The organism is Streptomyces spiramyceticus (assembly GCF_028807635.1).
In the GTDB taxonomy this organism is placed as follows: Bacteria; Actinomycetota; Actinomycetes; order Streptomycetales; family Streptomycetaceae; genus Streptomyces; species Streptomyces spiramyceticus.
Genome location: NZ_JARBAX010000002.1, coordinates 1,393,089 through 1,411,369 on the forward strand (window position 1 = coordinate 1,393,089; position 18,281 = coordinate 1,411,369).

The window sequence follows — 18,281 nt, forward strand, 5'->3', positions numbered from 1 at the left end:
TCAGGAGTGGGGGAGGGGTGCGGTGCTGTGATCGACACCATTGGCACGGAGGTGGCCGAGGGTGAGGAGCGGATGCGCCTCGATGTCGAGCACGGCATCGGCGTCCTCACCCTCTGCCGGCCGGACAGGCTCAACGCCTGGAGCTGGGAGTCAACGCGTCAGCTCGGCCTCATGGCGGACCGTATCCGCTTCGACGACACGGTGAGAGTGGTGCTGCTGCGGGCGGAGGGGCGGGCCTTCTGCGCGGGTATCGACGTCACGGCGCCCGGTGGCGGGATCACGGGCCGCTCCGGGGCCGAGCGGACGCGTAACTACTACGAAGGCATCCGCTGGGCACACGAAAGATTCGCCGCCTTCGCCCGTCTCCCGCAGCCCGTCGTGGCGGCCGTGCAGGGGTACTGCCTGGGCTTCGGCTTCGAGCTGGCCCTCATGGCGGACTTGCGGATCGCCGCGGACGACGCGGTCTTCGCACTGCCCGAGGCGCAGCTCGGGGTCGCGGTCGACGCGGGCGGCGATCTGCGCATCGCGCGGGACGCGGGGGCGGGCTGGGCGAAGTACCTTGCGCTGACCGGGCGGCGTATTGACGCGGCGAAGGCGGAACGCCTGGGGCTCGTGCAGGAGGTCGTACCGGTGGGCGAACTGGCCGCCGCTGCGCGGGCGACGGCGGCGAGTATCGCGGCGAACGCGCCGCTCGCGGTCCAGGGCATCAAGCGTGCTGTCGACGCCTATGCGGACGCGGCGATGGCGGGGGCGCTGGAGCGGGCGGCGATGACGGCGGCGCTCACGCTGACCTCGGAGGATGCGCGGGAGGGGTACGCGGCGAAGGCGGCTCGCCGCAGCGCGGATTTCGGGGGGAGGTAGGGGTGGGTGGGCGGCCGGCCCTGCGGGGCGTTTCCCCTACCCGCCCTTTCCCGAAGCTGGGACTCCGCCCCAGACCCCGGTCCTCAAACGCCGGACGGCTGAACAGCCCGTCCGGCGTTTGAGGACACGACGCCCGAAGGGCGTCCCGGGGGTCTGGGGGCTTGCCCCCAGTTTCGGGAAAGGTGGCGGGTAGGGGAAACGCCCCGCAGGGCCACCCCCGCTACCCCCCACCCCCGAACGCACCCCTCCCCAACTGCTCCCGCACCGGCACCACCGGCGCGCTCACCACACTCCGCCGCTGCCAGTTCGCGCCGTCGACCACCAGCGTGTGGCCGGTGATGAACCTGGCGTACGGCGACGCGAGGAACGTTGCCGCCCAGCCCACCTCTCGCGGCTGCCCGACCCTCAGGGCCGGCTGCCGCGCATCCTTCTCCCGTACCCCGTCGAGCGGGCCGCGTATGGCCTCCGTCATGTCGTCGTGCGGGACGAGGCCCGGCACCAGGCCGTTGACCTGGATGCCGTACGGGCCCCACTCGACGGCCAGCGTCTCGACGAGGCTCTGTACGCCCGCCTTGGCAGCCGCGCTGTGCGCGAAGCCCGGGCCGCCCGTCCACGCGTACGAGGCACCCACACTGACGATCGAACCCGGCGTCCGGGCCGCGAGATGGCGGCGGGCGAACTCGCGCGTCATGAACCAGGTTCCGGTGAGCGTGATGTCCACGACCGAGCGCCACGCGTTCGGCGACATGTCCTCCGCGGGCACGGGGAAGTTGGCCGCCGCGTTGTTGACCAGGACGTCCGGCAGGCCGTACGCCGCCTCGGCCGCTTCGAAGACCTCGGTGATCCGCTCAGGGTCCCGGATGTCGCACACCGCGGCCAAGACCCGGCCGCCGCAGCCGATCGCGGCCAGTTCCTCCCGGGCAGGCAGCAGATGCTCCGCGCTGCGGCTCGCGATCACCAGATCCGCGCCGAGTCGCGCGAACTCCGCCGCGATCGCCTTGCCGAGCCCCGTCCCGCCGCCCGTCACCAGCACAGTGCTGCCCTCGTAGGTGCCGGGCGGCAGCGCGCTCGCGCCGGTCGGCGGAGGGCCGGGAAGACCGGAGGCCGCTCCGGCCGTCTTCTTCGGCTCTGTCATGGCCGCATCGATACAGCCATCCACCGCAAAGCTGAATGGCCAAGCGGAACTTATTGAAATGACGCATTGGCGTAGCGCGCCATTGACAGTCAGTCAGGTCCCTGGTGGATTCTGTGCGTTGTGATGCGCGAATGCCCACGGTGTTCAACGGGGACTCCTGGAGGAAGTGTGACGCTCCGCCTGCGCCGCCTCGCCATGCTCGCTACCGCTCTCTCGCTCGTACTCGGTGTTCCTGCCGTCGGGGCCGCCGCCGACCCGGCGGAAGACAGCGTCCGAAGATCCGACCCCGTGATAACCCCCACCCCGCAGGACCTCACGCAACGCGCGGACCAGGCCGTTCTCACGCGCGCCGTGACGCTCATCGCCGGCGCCGGGGCCGACACCGCGGCCCTCGCCGTCACCCGGCAGGCGCTGCTCGACGCCGGCGTGGACAGGGTCGTACACGGCGAACGTCCCGTCGAAGGCAGGCTCAGCGTGTACGTCGGCGGAGCGGCGGAGACCCCGCAGACCGCGGGCGCACTGGCCGCCCTCGGCATCGAAGGTCCCGGGGAACTTCCCGCCGAGGGCTACGTCCTGGGCATCGGCGAGCGCCGCATCGCACTCGCGGGCAAGGACGCCGTCGGTACGTACTACGCGGCGCAGTCGCTGCGCCAGGTACTGCCTCGACGCGACCGTCCCGGCGGAAAGGCCGAGGGCATCGAGGTCCGCGACTGGCCTGGCACCGCGACCCGCGGTGTCATCGAGGGCTTCTACGGCATCCCGTGGACCCACGCCGCACGCCTGGACCAGCTCGACTTCTACGGCGAGCAGAAGATGAACATCTACGTCTACTCGCCGAAGGACGACCCGTATCTCCGCGAGAGGTGGCGGGAGCCGTATCCCGCCGCCCAGCTCGCGAAGATGAAGGAGCTCGTCGACCGGGCCCGCGCCCGCCACGTCGAGTTCACCTACGCGCTGTCGCCCGGACTCTCCGTCTGCTACAGCTCCGAGGCCGACATCAAGGCGCTGACCGACAAGTTCCGGACAGTCTGGGACCTCGGCATCCGCACGTACGCCGTCCCGCTCGACGACATCAGCTACACCAAGTGGAACTGCCAGGCCGACCAGGACAGGTGGGGTACGGGAGCGGCCGCCGCGGGAGCCGCCCAGGCGTACCTCCTGAACCGGGTCAACCGGGACTTCATCGCCACCCACCCGGGCGCCGCGCCCCTCCAGATGGTGCCGACGGAGTACTACAACGTCACCCCGTCCCCGTACAAGAACGTCCTCGCGGAGCACCTCGACGAGGACGTGGTGGTCGAATGGACCGGTGTCGGCGTCATTGCGCCGGTGATCACGGTGTCGCAGGCGATGGCGGCGCGTGATGTGTTCGCGCACCCGATACTGCTCTGGGACAACTACCCGGTGAACGACTACGTCACCAACCGGCTGCTGCTCGGCCCGTACAACGGCCGGGAAACAGGGATGCCCGCGCAGCTCGGAGCAGGCATCACCGCGAACCCGATGAACCAGGCGTACGCCTCCAAGATCCCGCTGATGACGGTCGCCGACTACACGTGGAACGACGACGCCTACGACCCGCTCAGGTCCTGGCAGACGGCCATCTCCCAGTACGCGGACGGAGACGGGCGGACCGGGAAAGCCCTGCGGATCTTCTCCGACGTCAACTACAGCTCCCGCATCAATGCGCAACAGGCGCCTGACCTGGAGGCCCACATCGCCCGGTTCTGGCAGTCGGGAGACGAAGAGGAGCTGGACGAAGCGCTGGAGGACCTCCAGATGTCCCCCGACGTGCTGCGCGAGCGCATCTCCGAGCGGGAGTTCATCACCGACAGCGAGCCCTGGCTCGACGCTGCCGAGGCCTGGGGCGTCGCGACCCGCGCCGCGCTGCGGCTGGTCGGCGAGGCGCGCGACGGCGAGGGCGCCGACGCGTGGAAGCTGAGGCAGCGGCTGCCCGGGCTCGTCGCCACGGCGAAGTCCTTCACCTACACCGATCTGGACGGGCGCAGGATTCCGGTGGTCGTGGGTGACGGCGTGCTCGACAAGTTCATCGAGGACGCGGCCGCCGAGCACGACCGGCTGCTCGGCGTGACCGGCAGCATCAAGGGCCTCACCAGCCTGGGTACGTACCAGGGCAACGCGATCTCGCGGATGCTCGACGGCGACAACACGACGTACTTCTGGAGCAGCCGCGCGGTGAGGGCGGGTGACCATGTGACGGTCGACCTGCGCAAGGAGCGCGAGATCGGCAGGATCAGTCTCGCCATGGCCAAGCCGGGCAGCGTCAACGACTACCTGCGCCAAGGAGTGCTGGAGTACTCGTCCGACGGGACCAGCTGGGAGCAGCTCGGCGCCTTCTCCGGTACGCCGACCGTGGAGGCGACGGCTCCGGCCGGGACGAAGGCGCGCTATGTACGGGCGCGGGCGACGGCCGGCCAGACGAACTGGCTGGTGGTGCGGGAATTCGGCGTCGAGACGCTGGACGCGGCGGTGTCCGGTGGCCCGCCCGCTGCGACCGGCAGCAGCCTGCGGGCTGCGGCCGACGGGGACGTCGGGACCGCCTACCGGGCGGCGCGCGCACCCGAGCCCGGCGAGGCGCTCCAGGTGGCGCTGGGCGGGGTTCGGGCGGTGAAGTCCGTGACGGTGCTCCAGTCGGAGGGCGGGACGGCGCGGGCGGCGGTGCAGGTGCGGGGGGAGGATGGTGCGTGGCGTACGGTCGGCCAACTCCGCAGGTCATATGGGGAGTTCAGGGTTGGGGGAGCGCCGGTCTCTGATGTGCGGCTGCTCTGGGCGGCGGGTACGGGTGCGCCGGTGATCGCGGAGGTGGTTGTGCGGTAGGGGTGGCCTGCGGCGCTGTTCCCCTCCCCGCCTCTTTCCCGCTGTGACATTTTGCGGCTGCCGCCGCGTGGTGTGGGCAGGCCCCCAGGCCCCCGGACGCCCTTCTGGGGGTCCCCCCACGCCCGCAGGGCGTAGGGCGATTGAGGACCGGGGTCTGGGGCGGAGCCCCCCGCGGCGGCAGCCGCACATGTCACAGCCGGGAAGGGGCGGGGTGGGGAAAGACTCCCCGCCGGGTGTTCCCTTCGCGGCAAGCGACCGCTTAGTATGCGCCGAGCGGGTACGGCCTACGGTGTTGCGGAGGACCTCAGATGCAGGCATGGCGTGTGCACGAGAACGGTGAGCCGAGCGAGGTGATGCGGCTCGACGAGGTCGAGAAACCCACGCCTGGCGAAGGGCAGCTCCTCCTCAAGGTGCTGGCCGCCAACATCAACTTCCCCGACGCCCTGCTCTGCCGCGGCCAGTACCAGATCCGGCCGCCCCTCCCCTTCACCCCGGGCGTCGAGATCTGCGGCGAGACCGAGGACGGCCGCCGCGTGATCGCCAACCCGGCGCTGCCGCACGGCGGTTTCGCCGAGTACGTCGCCGTGGACGCGGCCACCGTGCTGCCCGCCCCGGATTCGCTGGACGACGCCGAGGCGGCCGCCCTGCACATCGGCTACCAGACGGGCTGGTTCGGGCTGCACCGCAGGGCGCACCTCAAGGCGGGCGAGACCCTGCTTGTGCACGCCGCCGCCGGCGGTGTCGGCAGCGCCGCCGTACAGCTCGGCAAGGCGGCGGGCGCCACCGTCATCGGTGTCGTCGGCGGCCCCGACAAGGCGCGCATCGCCCGCGAACTCGGCTGCGACCTGGTCATCGACCGCCGCAGCGAGGACATCGTCGCCAAGGTCAAGGAGGCCACCGGCGGGCGCGGCGCCGATGTCGTCTACGACCCCGTGGGCGGCGACGCGTACGCCAAGTCGGTGAAGTGCATCGCCTTCGAGGGCCGGATCGTGATCGTCGGCTTCGCGAGCGGAGCGATCCCCTCGCCCGGGCTCAACCACGCCCTGGTCAAGAACTACTCGATCGTCGGCCTGCACTGGGGCCTCTACAACACCAAGGATCCGGCCGCGATCCTCGCCTGCCACCAGGAGCTGACCAGGCTGGCCGCCGAAGGCGCCATCAAGCCGCTGGTCAGCGAGCGGGTGGCCATGAAGGACGCGGCGGACGCCGTCCAGCGCGTCGCCGACGGCACGACCACCGGACGCGTGGTCGTCGTACCGGAAGGGTTGGCCCGATGACGGACAAGCTCACCGACGCCGCCGAAGTGCGCCGCCTCACCAGGGAGTTGCTGGCCGCACACCCGCCGGCCACCACGGACCGTACGGACTTCCTCAAGGCCCGCTTCGACGCCGGACTCGCCTGGGTGCACTACCCCGAAGGACTCGGCGGACTCGGAGTGTCCCGCTCCCTCCAGGCCGTAGTGGACGCGGAGCTGGAAGCGGCGGGTGCTCCTGACAACGACCCGCGGCGCATCGGCATCGGCCTCGGCATGGCCGCGCCGACCATCCTGCGCTTCGGTACGGACGAGCAGAAGCAGAGCCTGCTGCGGCCGCTGTGGGTCGGCGAGGAGGTGTGGTGCCAGCTGTTCAGCGAGCCGGGAGCGGGCTCCGACCTCGCGGCGCTGGGAACACGGGCCGTACGGGACGGTGGGGGCACCTCCCGCTCGAGCGAAGCCGAGAGTGGGGGAAGCTGGGTCGTGAACGGGCAGAAAGTCTGGACGTCCAGCGCCCATGTGGCCCGCTGGGCCATCCTCATCGCCCGCACCGATCCCGACCTGCCCAAACACCAGGGCATCACGTACTTCCTGTGCGACATGACCGACCCCGGCGTCGAGGTCAGGCCGCTGCGCCAGATCACCGGCGAGGCCGAATTCAACGAGGTCTTCCTCACCGACGTACGCATCCCCGACAGCCGCCGCCTCGGCGCTGTCGGCGAGGGCTGGAAGGTCGCGCAGACCACCCTCATGAACGAGCGCGTCTCGATCGGCGGCTCCCGCATCCCGCGCGAGGGCGGCATGATCGGCCCCGTCGCGAAGACCTGGCGCGAACGCCCCGAACTGCGCACCCACGACCTGCACCAGCGCCTGCTCGACCTCTGGATCGAGGCGGAGGTCGCACGCCTCGCCGGTGAGCGGCTGCGCCAGCAGCTCGTGGCCGGACAGCCGGGCCCCGAGGGCTCCGGCATGAAGCTGGCCTTCGCCCGCCTCAACCAGGAGATCAGCGGCCTGGAGGTGGAACTGCGCGGCGAGGAAGGGCTGTTGTACGACGACTGGACCATGCGCCGCCCCGAACTCGTCGACTTCACCGGACGCGACGCCGGCTACCGATACCTGCGGTCGAAGGGCAACAGCATCGAGGGCGGTACGAGCGAGGTGCTGCTGAACATCGTCGCCGAACGCGTGCTCGGCCTCCCGACGGAGCCGCGCAGCGACAAGGACATCGCCTGGAAGGACCTGGCTCGATGAGCGATCTGCTGTACTCCGAGGCCGAGAACGACCTGCGCGCAGCCGTACGGTCCCTGCTCGCCGACCGCTGCGACGCTCCCGTCGTCCTCGCCCGCATCGAGTCGGACACCCCGTACGACCAGCGGTTGTGGGCCTCCCTCGCCACCGAAATGGGCCTGGCAGGGCTGCTTGTGCCCGAGAAGCTGGGCGGCCAGGGCGCCACGCACCGCGAGGCCGCGGTGGTGCTGGAGGAGCTGGGCCGCAGCGTCGCCCCGGCGCCGTACCTCACGAGCGCCGTCATCGCCGCCGAGACGCTGCTGGCCTGCGATACGCAGGACGCAGCCGTCGCGGAGCTGTTGGGCGCGCTGGCCGGCGGCCGTACGGTCGCGGTGCTCGCCGTCCCGCTGTCCGCCGCACCGGGCGCCGCGCCCTCCGGCGTGGTACAGGCGGACGGCAACGGCCTGCTCGTGGGACGTATCACCGGCGTCGCCGACGCGGGCGCCGCCACGGTGCTGCTCGTACCGGCGCAGGACGGTCTCTACGCGGTGGAGACGGGAGCGGACGGCGTGAGCGTGGACGCCCTCACTCCGCTGGACCTGACCCGGCCGCTCGCCGCCGTCACCCTCGAAGGGGCACGCGGCCGCCGGATCGCCGCCTCGGCCGAAGCTCCGGTACGCTGCGGGCTGCTCGCCGGGGCCGGACTGCTCGCGTCCGAGCAGCTGGGGATCGCGGAGTGGTGCCTGGAGGAGATCGTCCGTTACACGCGCGACCGCAAGCAGTTCAACCGCCCGGTCGGCTCGTTCCAGGCGCTCAAGCACCGTATGGCACAGCTGTGGCTGCAGGTTGTCTCGGCGCGGGCCGCCGCCCGTAACGCCGCCGACGCCCTGGCCACCGGCAGCACGGACGCGCCGCTCGCGGTCGCGCTCGCGCAGGCGTACTGCTCGCGGGTCGCGGTGCGCGCGGCCGAGGAGTGCGTACAGCTGCACGGCGGCATCGGGATGACGTGGGAGCACCCGGCGCACCTGTACCTCAAGCGGGCCAAGTCCGATGAGATCGTGCTGGGTTCGCCCGGGCGGCACAAAGAGGTCCTCGCCGACCTCGTTGACCTGCGAGGGCCTCGGTAAGGGGCACGTCCTGGAGCACCCCTCTACATGCTGTTTAATTGCGACCGATTCGCAATAACAGTTGATCTTTATTAGGGGTGTGGGGAGCCATGCTGTCCCGATCGATACGTGGGGCGGCCGCCGCGACGCTGGCCGGAACGCTGGCCATCACCGCGGCGGCCTGCTCGAAGCCGGGCGAGAGCGCCGGCGGACACGGGGCCGGGGATTCGGCGGTCGTCGGCATCGCGTACGAACCCGAGACGCTCAGCCCTCTCCTCGGCTACGGCAAGGACGGCAACTCCAAGATCTTCGACGGGCTGCTCACCTTCGACGAGGAGATGACGCTCAAGCCCGCGCTCGCCGCCGAACTGCCCGAAGTCGGCGACGACGGCCGGACATACACGTACACCCTGCGCGAGGGCGTGAAGTTCAGCGACGGCAAGCCCTTCACGTCCAAGGACGTGGTCTTCACCTACAAGACCATCCTCGACAAGAAGACCAACAACGCCTCGAAGACCGAGCTCGACGCGGTCAAGGACGTCCGGGCCGAGGGCGACCACAAGGTCGTCTTCACACTCAAGTACCCGTACGCGCCGTTCGCCGAGCGCACCGTTCTGCCGATCGCCCCCGAGCACGTCGCGGGCCGCCAGGACGTCAACAGCGGCGCGTTCACCACCGAGCCGGTCGGCACCGGACCGTACATCCTCACCGGCTGGTCCAAGGGCGAGAAGCTCAGCTTCAAGGCCAACCCCCGCTACTGGGGCGGCGAGCCGAAGGTGAAGAAGTTCACCATGGCGATCATCAAGGACGACGACGTGCGCGCCACGCGGCTGCGCGCCGGCGACCTCGACGGGGCCATCCTGCCGCCCAACCTGGCCAAGACCTTCAAGGACGACGGCGGCAGGACCACGTACGCCGCCAGGTCCTTCGACTACCGCACCGTGACGCTGCCGACGCACAACAAGGTCGCGGGCGACACGGACGTACGGCGGGCCCTCGACGTCGCCGTCGACCGTCAGGCCATGGTCGACCGGATCCTCGAAGGGGCGGGCAAGCCGGCGTACGGTCCCGTCCCGACCGACAGCCCCTGGTTCGCCAAGGGCACCGAGCGCACGCACGACCTCGCCAGGGCGAAGAAGATCCTCGACGAGGCGGGCTGGAAGGCGGGCGCCGACGGCATCCGCGTCAAGGACGGCGTACGCGCCGAGTTCCCGCTCTGGTACCTGTCCGGCGACAAGCTCCGCCAGGACCACGCCCTCGCCTACGCGTCCGACGCGAAGAAGGCCGGCATCGACATCAAGACCCAGGCCGGCACCTGGGAGGTCATCATGCCGCGCATGAAGCACGACGCGGTCCTCGCGGGCGGCGGAGCGCCCGGCGACCCGGACTTCGACCAGTACGCACTGCTCCAGTCGTCCCTCGCGGGCGACGCCTTCAACAACATGGCCCGGTACGACAACCCGGCCGTCGACAAGGCGCTCGACGACGGCCGCAGAAGCGGTGAGAAGGCCGACCGCAAGGCCGCGTACGACACCGTCCAGCGCGAGCTCGTGAAGAACCCGGGCTATACCTTCCTCACCCACATCGACCACCTGTACGTCGTCGACGACAAGTGGTCCGGGCTGACGACGCAGACCGAGCCGCACGACCACGGCCTGGCCTCCGGCCCGTGGTGGAACGTCGAGGACTGGACGCCGAAGAAGTGACACACCCGAGCCGGAAGCTCCCCTGGGGGCCGATGGCGAGGATGACGGGGCGGCGGATCCTGTTCGCCGCCCCCGTCCTGCTGGTGGTGACCTTCGGCGTCTTCGCCGTCGCCGCCGCCTCGCCCTTCGACCCCGTCAAGGCATACGCGGGCACCGCGGGCCTCACCGCCTCGCAGGAGAACCTCGACCAGCTCCGCGCCAACCTCGGCGTGGACCAGCCGCTCGTCGGACGCTGGTGGCACTGGCTGACCTCGGCGGTCACCGGAGACCTCGGCGACTCGGTTGTGATGCGCCGGCCGGTCGCCGACGTCATCGCCGAACGCCTCGGCTGGTCCGTCCTCCTGGCCGTCACCGCGTTCGTCGTCGCGATCCTGCTCGGTACGGCGCTGGGCGTGCCGGCAGCGCGCAGGCAGGGCGGCCGGCTGGACCGGGCGGCGAGCTCGGCGGCGTACACCCTGGAAGCGGCGCCCGCGTTCTGGCTGGGCCTGCTGGCCATGTGGCTGTTCGCCCTGAAGCTGGGCGTACTGCCGGCCGGCGGACTCACCGACACCGCCAGCGACGTCATCACCTTCGGCCAGGTCGCCTCGCACCTGGTGCTGCCCGCGGCCGTCCTCGGGGTCTCCCAACTGCCCTGGTTCTTCCTGTACGTCCGCCAGGGCGTTGCCGACGCGCTGGAAGAGGACCCGGTGCGCGGGGCGCGTGCACGCGGCCTCAGCGAACGCACGGTCCTGCTCGGCCACGCCCTGCGCTCCGGAATGCTGCCGATGCTCACACTCGTCGGCTCGCGTGTGCCCGAACTCATCACGGGCGCGCTGCTCGTCGAGACGGTCTTCAGCTGGCCGGGCATAGCAGCCGCGACGGTGCAGGCGGCCACCGCCGTCGACTTCCCCCTGCTGGCAGCGCTGACCGTGCTGGCCACGGTGGCGGTGCTCGCCGGAAACCTCCTCTCCGACGTGCTGTACGGACTGGCGGACCCGCGGGTGGGCTTCGATGGCTGAGCTCACCGCATGGCGCTCCCACGGCCGCACCCGCCGCTCGACCCGCACGATCCGCGTCCGTACGTCTGCGCTGATCATGGCGGCGGTGGTCCTCGCGGTCCTTGTCGTACCGCCACTGGCCGACCTCGACCAGCAGGCCATCGACTTGTCGATGAAGCTCCAGCCGCCGTCTCCGGCCCACCCGTTCGGTACGGACGACGTCGGCCGCGACCTGCTGCTGCGCTGCGTCTACGGACTGCGCGTCTCACTCCTCGTCGGCCTGGTCGCGGCGCTGGCCGCCACCTTCATCGGAACGGCCGTCGGCGCGGCGGCAGCGGTGTTCGGCGGCTGGACGGACCGGGTGGTGATGCGGCTGGTCGACACCTTCTCGTCCGTCCCGCACCTGCTGCTCGGCATCTTCATCGTCGCGATGTTCCGACCGGGGGTGTGGCCGGTGATCGTGTCGGTGGCCCTCACCCACTGGCTGTCGACGGCCCGCATCGTCCGCTCGGAAGTCCTGTCGCTGCGCTCGCGTCCGTACATCGACGCGGCGGTGTCCGGGGGCGCGTCGCGGTGGCGGGTGACCGTCCGCCACCTGCTGCCGGGCGTACTGCCGCAGGCGGGACTTGCGGCGGTGCTGATGATTCCGCACGCGATGTGGCACGAGTCGGCGCTGTCCTTCCTGGGCCTCGGCCTGCCGACGCACCAGGCGAGCCTCGGCAACCTGGTCCAGTCGGCACGCGGTTCGCTGCTGGCGGGCGACTGGTGGCCGACGCTCTTCCCCGGCCTACTCCTGATCATCCCGACCCTGGCAATAGCAGGCCTGGCCGGAGCCTGGCGGGAACGACTCAACCCCCGCCGCCGATCGGAGCTGATGCTGTGAGTACCCGACACAACGCGTCCCCCCGGGACCAGGCCCCGTCCCCGGCGGAGAGCGCCCAGCGAGACGACGCCACCGCCGCCGACCCACGAACCACAGCCACGGCCTGCCCCGGCGAGGCCGCGGCGTGGCCGCAGCGCGGCACGGCGACGCCGCCCGCCAGAGGGGATTCCGCGTCGGCCGTCGGCGGTGATCGTCGTGGCGCAGCCATGGGGGGACCCGCCCTGGCCGTGCGCGGGCTTTCCGTGCGTTTTCGGATGCGGGGCGGCGCGCACATTGCCGCCGTCACCGGGGCGAGCTTCGATCTCGCGGCCGGGGAGTGTCTCGCCCTCGTCGGTGAGAGCGGGTGCGGCAAGTCCGTGCTTGCCTCCGCGCTGCTCGGGCTTCTCCCCGGCAACGCGCAGACCGCAGGATCCGCCGTCCTCGGCGACGCAGACCTGGACCTCCTCACCGCTGACGAGCGCACCCTCGTGCGCACCGTACGGGGGCGTCGTATCGGGCTCGTGCCGCAGAGTCCCGCCGCGCACCTCACGCCCGTACGGACCGTCGGGGCGCAGCTGGAAGAGACGCTCCGCGAGCTCACCGGGACGCGCAGGCGAGACCTGCGCAAGGCTGCGCGTGCGGCGGCCGGGCGGGCCGCGTTTCCCGTCGACCACCTCGACCGCTACCCGCACGAGCTGTCCGGCGGGCTCGCGCAGCGCGCCGCGACCGCCCTCGCGCTCGTCGGCGACGCACCGCTGCTGCTCGCCGACGAGCCGACCACCGGCCTCGACCGGGAGCTCGTCGACCGGACCGTCGACGAGCTCCGCCGCCACGTCGACGACGGCCACGCGCTCCTGATGATCACCCACGATCTCGCGGCAGCGGAGCGCATCGCCGAACGCGTCGCCGTCATGTACGCCGGGCGGATCGTCGAACTTGCCGACGCAGCAAGCTTTTTCGGTGCTCCCGGGCCGCGGCATCCCTACGCCCGAGGGTTGCTGGACGCCCTGCCCGAGCGTTCCTTCACGCCGATCCCGGGTATGCCGCCCGAGCTCGGTGACCTGCCCGCCGGATGCGCGTTCGCCGCCCGCTGTACGTACGCCTCCGAGGCATGCGCCGCACAGCCGGAATTCGCGGACGGCATCGCCTGCCACCACCCGCCGGCCGAGGAGCCTGCCCGTGCTTGAGCTCGATGCGATCACCGCCGGTTACGAGCGCGGGGCGCCGGTCGTGCGGGACGCACGGCTGACCGTCGAGCCGGGCGAGGCCGTCGGCCTGCTCGGGCCGAGCGGCTGCGGCAAGTCGACGCTCGCCAGGGTCGCCGCCCTGCTGCACCGGCCCGACGCGGGCACCGTCACCCTGGACGGCCGCGCCGTTACAGGCTGGCGCCACCGGGCCCCGCGCGAACAGCGCACCGCCATTGGCGTCGTCTTCCAGCAGCCACGGATGTCCGCCGACCCCCGGCTGCGGCTGCGCGACCTGATCGCGGAACCACTGCGCGCGACAGGGCGGCGTAACGAAGCGGCAGAGAGGGTGGAGGAGTTGGCCGTCGCCGTCGGCCTCGGCGACGAACTGCTGGGCCGTCGCCCGCACGAAGTCAGCGACGGCCAGCTGCAACGCGCCTGCCTGGCCCGCGCGCTGGTGCTGCGCCCGCGCTGGCTCGTCTGCGACGAGATGACCGCGATGCTGGACGCGTCGACGACGGCCGCGCTGGTCGCGGTGGTCGAGGCGTACCGGCGCGAACGCGGCGCCGGCCTGCTGGCCGTCGGCCACGACCGCGTGCTCCTGGAGCGCTGGTGCGACCGCACTCTCCGGTGGGAGGACGTCGCCGCAGCCTGAGCGTGTCGCAGCGTAGCTTGAACCCGGGGCAACGGATGGCCGAACTCTTGTCAGGGGCCTGCCCATTGAGCCCGTACGGAGCGGATACTCGCCGGAGCCCTGCACCGCCCCCCGTACGCTCCGGAGGCACCGCACCATGGCCGTCCCCGCGCCCACCCGCCGCAGAGTCGTCACCACCTTCGCAGCCTCCCTTGCGGGAGCCGTCGCCGTACCCGCGTCCGCGCAGGCAGCCGAGAAGAAGCCCGGCTCGAAGCCTTTGCGCCGCGCCCACGCCCACAACGACTACGAGCACGAACGGCCCCTGCTCGACGCTCTCTCGCACGGCTTCACCAGCGTGGAGGCCGACATCTACCTGGTCGACGGGCAGCTCCTCGTCGCCCACGATCCGGTCGACCTCGATCCCACCCGCACGCTCGAATCGCTCTATCTGGCCCCCCTTATAGCCAGGATCAGGGCAAACCACGGCTCCGTATATGCTGGTTACCGCCGCCCCGTACAGCTGCTCATCGACATCAAGAACGAGGGCGCCGCAACCTACCTCGAACTGCATCGCCAACTGCGCCGCTACCGCCGCATGCTCAGTACGTACGTCCACGGCCACGTACGCCCCAGCGCGGTAACCCCCGTCATCTCCGGCGACCGCTCCGCCCGCGCCCCGATGGAGGCGCAGCGCGTCCGGTACGCGTTCTACGACGGGCGTCTCGACGACCTCGGCACGGCGGCCCCCGCCTCCTTCGTCCCGCTCATCAGCAGCAACTGGACGCAGAGCTTCAGCTGGCTCGGCACCGGCCCCTTCCCGGCAGCCGAGCGGGCAAAACTGCACGCCATCGTCTCCGCCGCCCACAAGCACGGCCAACGCGTCCGCTTCTGGGCCACTCCCGACCTGGCGGGGCCTTCGCGCGACGCCGTCTGGACCGAGCTGCTCGCCGCGGGCGTGGACCACATCAACACCGACGACCTCGCCGGCCTTGAGCGCTTTCTCCGCACCTACGACGCGTAGCGGGAACTACAGGCAGTCAACACCCGTACGGCGGACAGGGTTTCCGCCCGGATGGCCCCTCCGTTACGCCACACTGGCGGCCGAATGCCGCAATTCAGGCGCGGCGGAGGAGGTTGACCATGGCCATTTCGATCTCACTGGTGCTGCTCCTGCTCATCCTCGCGGTTATCTTCCTGCGCAGTGGGGGACTGAAGTTGTCACACGCGCTGGTCTGTGCCCTGCTCGGCTTCTTCCTGGCGGGTACGAGCATGGGCCCGACCATCCAGAACGGCGTCGCCGCCACCGCCGATGTCGTCGCAGGCCTCAAGCCCTGACCCAGTGAAGTGATGGGGGGCAGACACGCGGCGGGCCTTCTCCTACGATCGGCGAGCAATGATCACGGGGGATACGCGGGGAGGGGACGCCGTTGTACGACCTGGGCGAAGGCGCCGAACTGGGCGCCGGCAGATACCGTTTGCAGGCCACGCTGGGTTCCGGTGGCATGGCCACGGTCTACCGCGCGCACGACGACGCCCTGGGCAGGACGGTCGCGGTCAAGGTCATGCGGCCCGAGCTGGCCCGGGACCCGGCGTTCCGGCAGCGGTTCCGGCGGGAGGCCAGGCTCGTCGCCGGGCTCAACCATCCCCATGTGGTGTCCGTGCACGACATCGGCGAACACCACGTGCCGGGCACCCAGGAGTCGTTGCTGTACCTCGTCATGGAGTACGTCGACGGCGAGTCGCTGCTCGACCGGCTCGCCCGGGGCCCGCTGCCCACCGAGGACGCACTGCGCTGCGCCGTCGACATCCTGGAGGGGCTGGGGGCCAGCCACGCGCAGGGGATAGTGCACAGGGACGTGAAACCGGCCAACGTGATGATCACGTCGAGCGGTTGGTGCAAGGTCCTGGACTTCGGGATCGCGTGGGCGGCCGAGGGCTCACCGAATCTGACCGCCGAAGGGCGCTTCGTCGGTTCGCCGCCGTACATGGCGCCGGAGCAGGTGGTCGGCGAGGCGACGGACGGGCGTACGGACGTGTACGCCGTCGGCATCGTCCTCTTCGAACTCCTCAGCGGGCGCACCCCCTTCGGTGACGCCCCCGTACAGACTCTGCTGGCCAGGCAGCTTCAGCAGGCACCGCCCACCCTGGCCGAGGTGGGCGTACGCGTCCCGCGCGCCGTACAGGACGTCATCATGCGCGCGCTCGCGAAGGACCCGCGCGACCGGTTCGACGATGCCCACCTGATGAGCTCGGCCATCGGCCGGATTCTCGAACGCGGCGGCGCGCGGACACACGCGGCGACGGCGGACGTACGCCGCAGGGTCGCCGCCCGAGTGGCGGAACCGCCCCGGCCCGTACGGCCGTCGCCCCTGCCACCCCCTCCGGTGGCCCAACGGGCCCGGGCGGCGGGCTCACCGCACCTGATACCCGAGCCGTCGGACGGGCCGTACGTTCCGTACAGCCGGAAGGCTTCCCGCTTCGGCTTCTGGGCCGGGCTGGCCGGCATCCCGCTGTTCTCCCTCCTCTACCACCTGGTGGAGGAGGGGGTGTCCAGACCTCCCGTCGTGGCCCTCGCTCTGACCTCCGCCGTCGCCGCTCTGGTGGGTCTGATCTGCTCGGCCCGCGCCCTGTCGCACCCGGGCTGCGGGTCCGGTTGCAGGCACGGCATGGCCGGTTGGGGTGTGTTCCTGAATCTGATGGCCGCGGCCATCTGGTTCGCGTGGCTGCTGGGGATGGCGGGCCAGACCTGATGACCGTCGGCCACGGATCCGTGTCGGACGGCCCTGCGTTGCACGACGATCAAGCGCTCATGAAGCACGTGGCATCACCATGGACACTTCAGGGACTCGGCTCTAGCGTCGGGCGGCGGCGCGACCCCGCCCCGCCCAAGGAGCCCGATGTCCCGCAGAGCGTACGCCCGCGCGCTGGCCCTCGCCCTCACCCTCGTCGTGCCCACTGCCATGCCGACGACCGTCGCGCGGGTGGAGGGAATCCCCAAGGCGCCGGGCCACCGGCTGGTCAGCTCGTACGAGGGTGAACCGGCGACCGCACAACCGGTCCTCGGCGACGCCCCGCCCCAGCACCCCTTCCTGGCCCCCAACGGCCGCAGCGGCATGCACGCGGACGCGGCGGGCAGCGGCACCCACCCCTACTCCGGCCCCCTCGGGCGCGACCCGCAGGTCACCAACAAGAAGATGGCGGCGGTGGGCGGCGAGTGCGCGACCGCGACGTTCGACGCGGCGGGCCGCCTGATCACCGTCTGCGGAACCATTAAGGGCTTCAGGCTCAAGCTGCTCGACCCGCGTACGCTCGCCACCCTCGCCGAGTACAAGCTCCCGCAGCGCTCGTCGACCGTGGACGCCATCACACGCCTCGACTTGGGGAAGATCTTCAAGGACACCTCCGGCGGCGTACTTCTACCTCGACCACCAGGACCGGGTGGTGCTCGCCGACTCCCGCCAGCACATTCGGCGCATCGCGCACCGGCAGGCTGCCGACGGTAAGTGGGACTTCGTCGTCGAGGACGACTGGGACCTCACGGCACACGTGCCGCACGACTGCGTGACCTGGGCGAACCTCTTCCCGAGCGGTACGTGCGACCCCGTGACGTCCGTGATGCCGGACTGGCAGGGGCGTATCTGGTGGGTGACCAGGCTCGGCCGCGTAGGCACGGTCGACCCGGAGACTTCCCGGATCCGTTCGATCCGCCTGTCTGGAGAGGAGATCCAGAACTCCTTCTCGGTCGCCGAGGACGGCGTCTCGATCGTCTCCGACCACGCCCTCTACAGCTTCCGCGCGGACACCGACGGCACGCCGCGCGTGCAGTGGCGCCAGACGTACGACCGGGGCACGGGCACCAAACCCGGCTCGGTCAATCGGGGTTCGGGCACCACGCCCGACCTCTTCGGTGACGGCTATGTGGCGATCACCGACAACGCCGACGACCGGATGAACGTCCTCGTCTACCGGCGCGGAGCAGACGTACCGGCGGACGAACGGCTCGTCTGCAAGATGCCGGTCTTCGCCGCCGGAAAGTCCACCACCGACAACTCCCTCATCAGCTGGGGCAACAGCCTCGTAGTGGAGAACAACTACGGCTACGAGAACCCGAGCTCCCTGCTCTTCGGCCGCAGCGTAACGGGCGGCGCGACACGCATCGACGTACGCGACGACGGAAGCGGCTGCGACACCGTGTGGGAGAGCGACGTACGGTCGCCGTCCACCGTCCCCAAGCTCTCCACCGCCAACGGCCTGCTCTACTTCTACGCCAAGAGACCGAACTGGCTCGGCATCGACGCCTGGTACCTGACCGCCGTCGACTTCCGTACGGGCAGGTTCCGCTGGAAGCAACTCACCGGCACAGGACCGGCGTACGACAACAACTGGGCCCCGGTCACCATCGGCCCGGACGGCACCGCCTATGTCGGCGTCTTCAACGGCATAGTGGCGGTGCGCGACCGGGCCTGATGGCAGGCGGTCACGGGGAGGCCGCCCTCTTG

The 18,281-nt window shown here is 71.0% G+C and carries 14 protein-coding genes and 1 pseudogene; 14 read left to right on the forward strand and 1 reads right to left on the reverse strand.

Annotated features, from left to right (window positions below; translation table 11 throughout):
- Positions 1–27: 27 nt before the first annotated feature.
- Positions 28–861, forward strand: a complete 834-nt coding sequence (locus tag PXH83_RS29725) for an enoyl-CoA hydratase/isomerase family protein (RefSeq protein ID WP_274564523.1) — start codon at positions 28–30, stop codon at positions 859–861.
- A 220-nt stretch (positions 862–1,081) separates the two neighbouring features.
- Here the strand turns inward: PXH83_RS29725 and PXH83_RS29730 are convergent, their stop codons facing one another.
- A complete protein-coding gene (locus PXH83_RS29730) occupies positions 1,082–1,996 on the reverse strand; it encodes an SDR family oxidoreductase (RefSeq protein WP_274564524.1) in 915 nt (304 codons plus the stop codon).
- Positions 1,997–2,164: 168 nt separating this feature from the next.
- Here PXH83_RS29730 and PXH83_RS29735 point away from each other — a divergent pair, with 168 nt between their 5' ends.
- From PXH83_RS29735 to PXH83_RS29795, 13 genes and pseudogenes are all read left to right on the forward strand, one after another.
- Positions 2,165–4,834, forward strand: coding sequence for a glycoside hydrolase family 84 protein (locus PXH83_RS29735; RefSeq protein WP_420803264.1), 2,670 nt, complete (start codon positions 2,165–2,167; stop codon positions 4,832–4,834).
- A gap of 308 nt (positions 4,835–5,142) precedes the next feature.
- The gene (locus tag PXH83_RS29740; protein WP_274564525.1) at positions 5,143–6,111 is read left to right on the forward strand and encodes an NADPH:quinone oxidoreductase family protein; all 969 of its coding nucleotides are present in this window, start codon (positions 5,143–5,145) and stop codon (positions 6,109–6,111) included.
- Entirely contained in the window at positions 6,108–7,337 is a 1,230-nt protein-coding gene (locus PXH83_RS29745) for an acyl-CoA dehydrogenase family protein (protein WP_274564526.1), read from the forward strand. The genes PXH83_RS29740 and PXH83_RS29745 overlap by 4 nt, the downstream gene beginning before the upstream one ends.
- Positions 7,334–8,440 carry an acyl-CoA dehydrogenase family protein gene (locus PXH83_RS29750; RefSeq protein ID WP_274564528.1) on the forward strand — a complete coding sequence of 369 codons (1,107 nt, stop codon included), beginning with the start codon at positions 7,334–7,336 and terminating at the stop codon, positions 8,438–8,440. The genes PXH83_RS29745 and PXH83_RS29750 overlap by 4 nt, the downstream gene beginning before the upstream one ends.
- Before the next feature lie 89 nt (positions 8,441–8,529).
- Entirely contained in the window at positions 8,530–10,125 is a 1,596-nt protein-coding gene (locus tag PXH83_RS29755; RefSeq protein WP_274564530.1) for an ABC transporter substrate-binding protein, read from the forward strand.
- Between the two features lie 32 nt (positions 10,126–10,157).
- Positions 10,158–11,123: an ABC transporter permease gene (locus tag PXH83_RS29760; protein ID WP_274564531.1), complete on the forward strand. Its 966-nt coding sequence runs from the start codon at positions 10,158–10,160 to the stop codon at positions 11,121–11,123.
- Positions 11,116–11,985, forward strand: a complete 870-nt coding sequence (locus PXH83_RS29765) for an ABC transporter permease (protein ID WP_274564533.1) — start codon at positions 11,116–11,118, stop codon at positions 11,983–11,985. Before PXH83_RS29760 ends, PXH83_RS29765 begins: the two co-directional genes overlap by 8 nt.
- Positions 11,986–12,191: 206 nt before the next feature.
- Positions 12,192–13,151 carry an ABC transporter ATP-binding protein gene (locus tag PXH83_RS29770; RefSeq protein WP_274565210.1) on the forward strand — a complete coding sequence of 320 codons (960 nt, stop codon included), beginning with the start codon at positions 12,192–12,194 and terminating at the stop codon, positions 13,149–13,151.
- On the forward strand, positions 13,144–13,803 hold the full coding sequence (locus tag PXH83_RS29775) for an ABC transporter ATP-binding protein (protein WP_274564534.1): 660 nt from the start codon (positions 13,144–13,146) through the stop codon (positions 13,801–13,803). The genes PXH83_RS29770 and PXH83_RS29775 overlap by 8 nt, the downstream gene beginning before the upstream one ends.
- Before the next feature lie 136 nt (positions 13,804–13,939).
- A complete protein-coding gene (locus PXH83_RS29780; RefSeq protein WP_274564535.1) occupies positions 13,940–14,803 on the forward strand; it encodes a phosphatidylinositol-specific phospholipase C/glycerophosphodiester phosphodiesterase family protein in 864 nt (287 codons plus the stop codon).
- Between the two features lie 119 nt (positions 14,804–14,922).
- The gene (locus PXH83_RS29785; RefSeq protein WP_274564536.1) at positions 14,923–15,117 is read left to right on the forward strand and encodes a hypothetical protein; all 195 of its coding nucleotides are present in this window, start codon (positions 14,923–14,925) and stop codon (positions 15,115–15,117) included.
- Between the two features lie 92 nt (positions 15,118–15,209).
- The gene (locus PXH83_RS29790; RefSeq protein WP_274564538.1) at positions 15,210–16,532 is read left to right on the forward strand and encodes a protein kinase domain-containing protein; all 1,323 of its coding nucleotides are present in this window, start codon (positions 15,210–15,212) and stop codon (positions 16,530–16,532) included.
- Positions 16,533–16,679: 147 nt separating this feature from the next.
- Positions 16,680–18,249 (forward strand): annotated as a pseudogene (locus tag PXH83_RS29795) (hypothetical protein).
- Positions 18,250–18,281 lie beyond the last annotated feature (32 nt).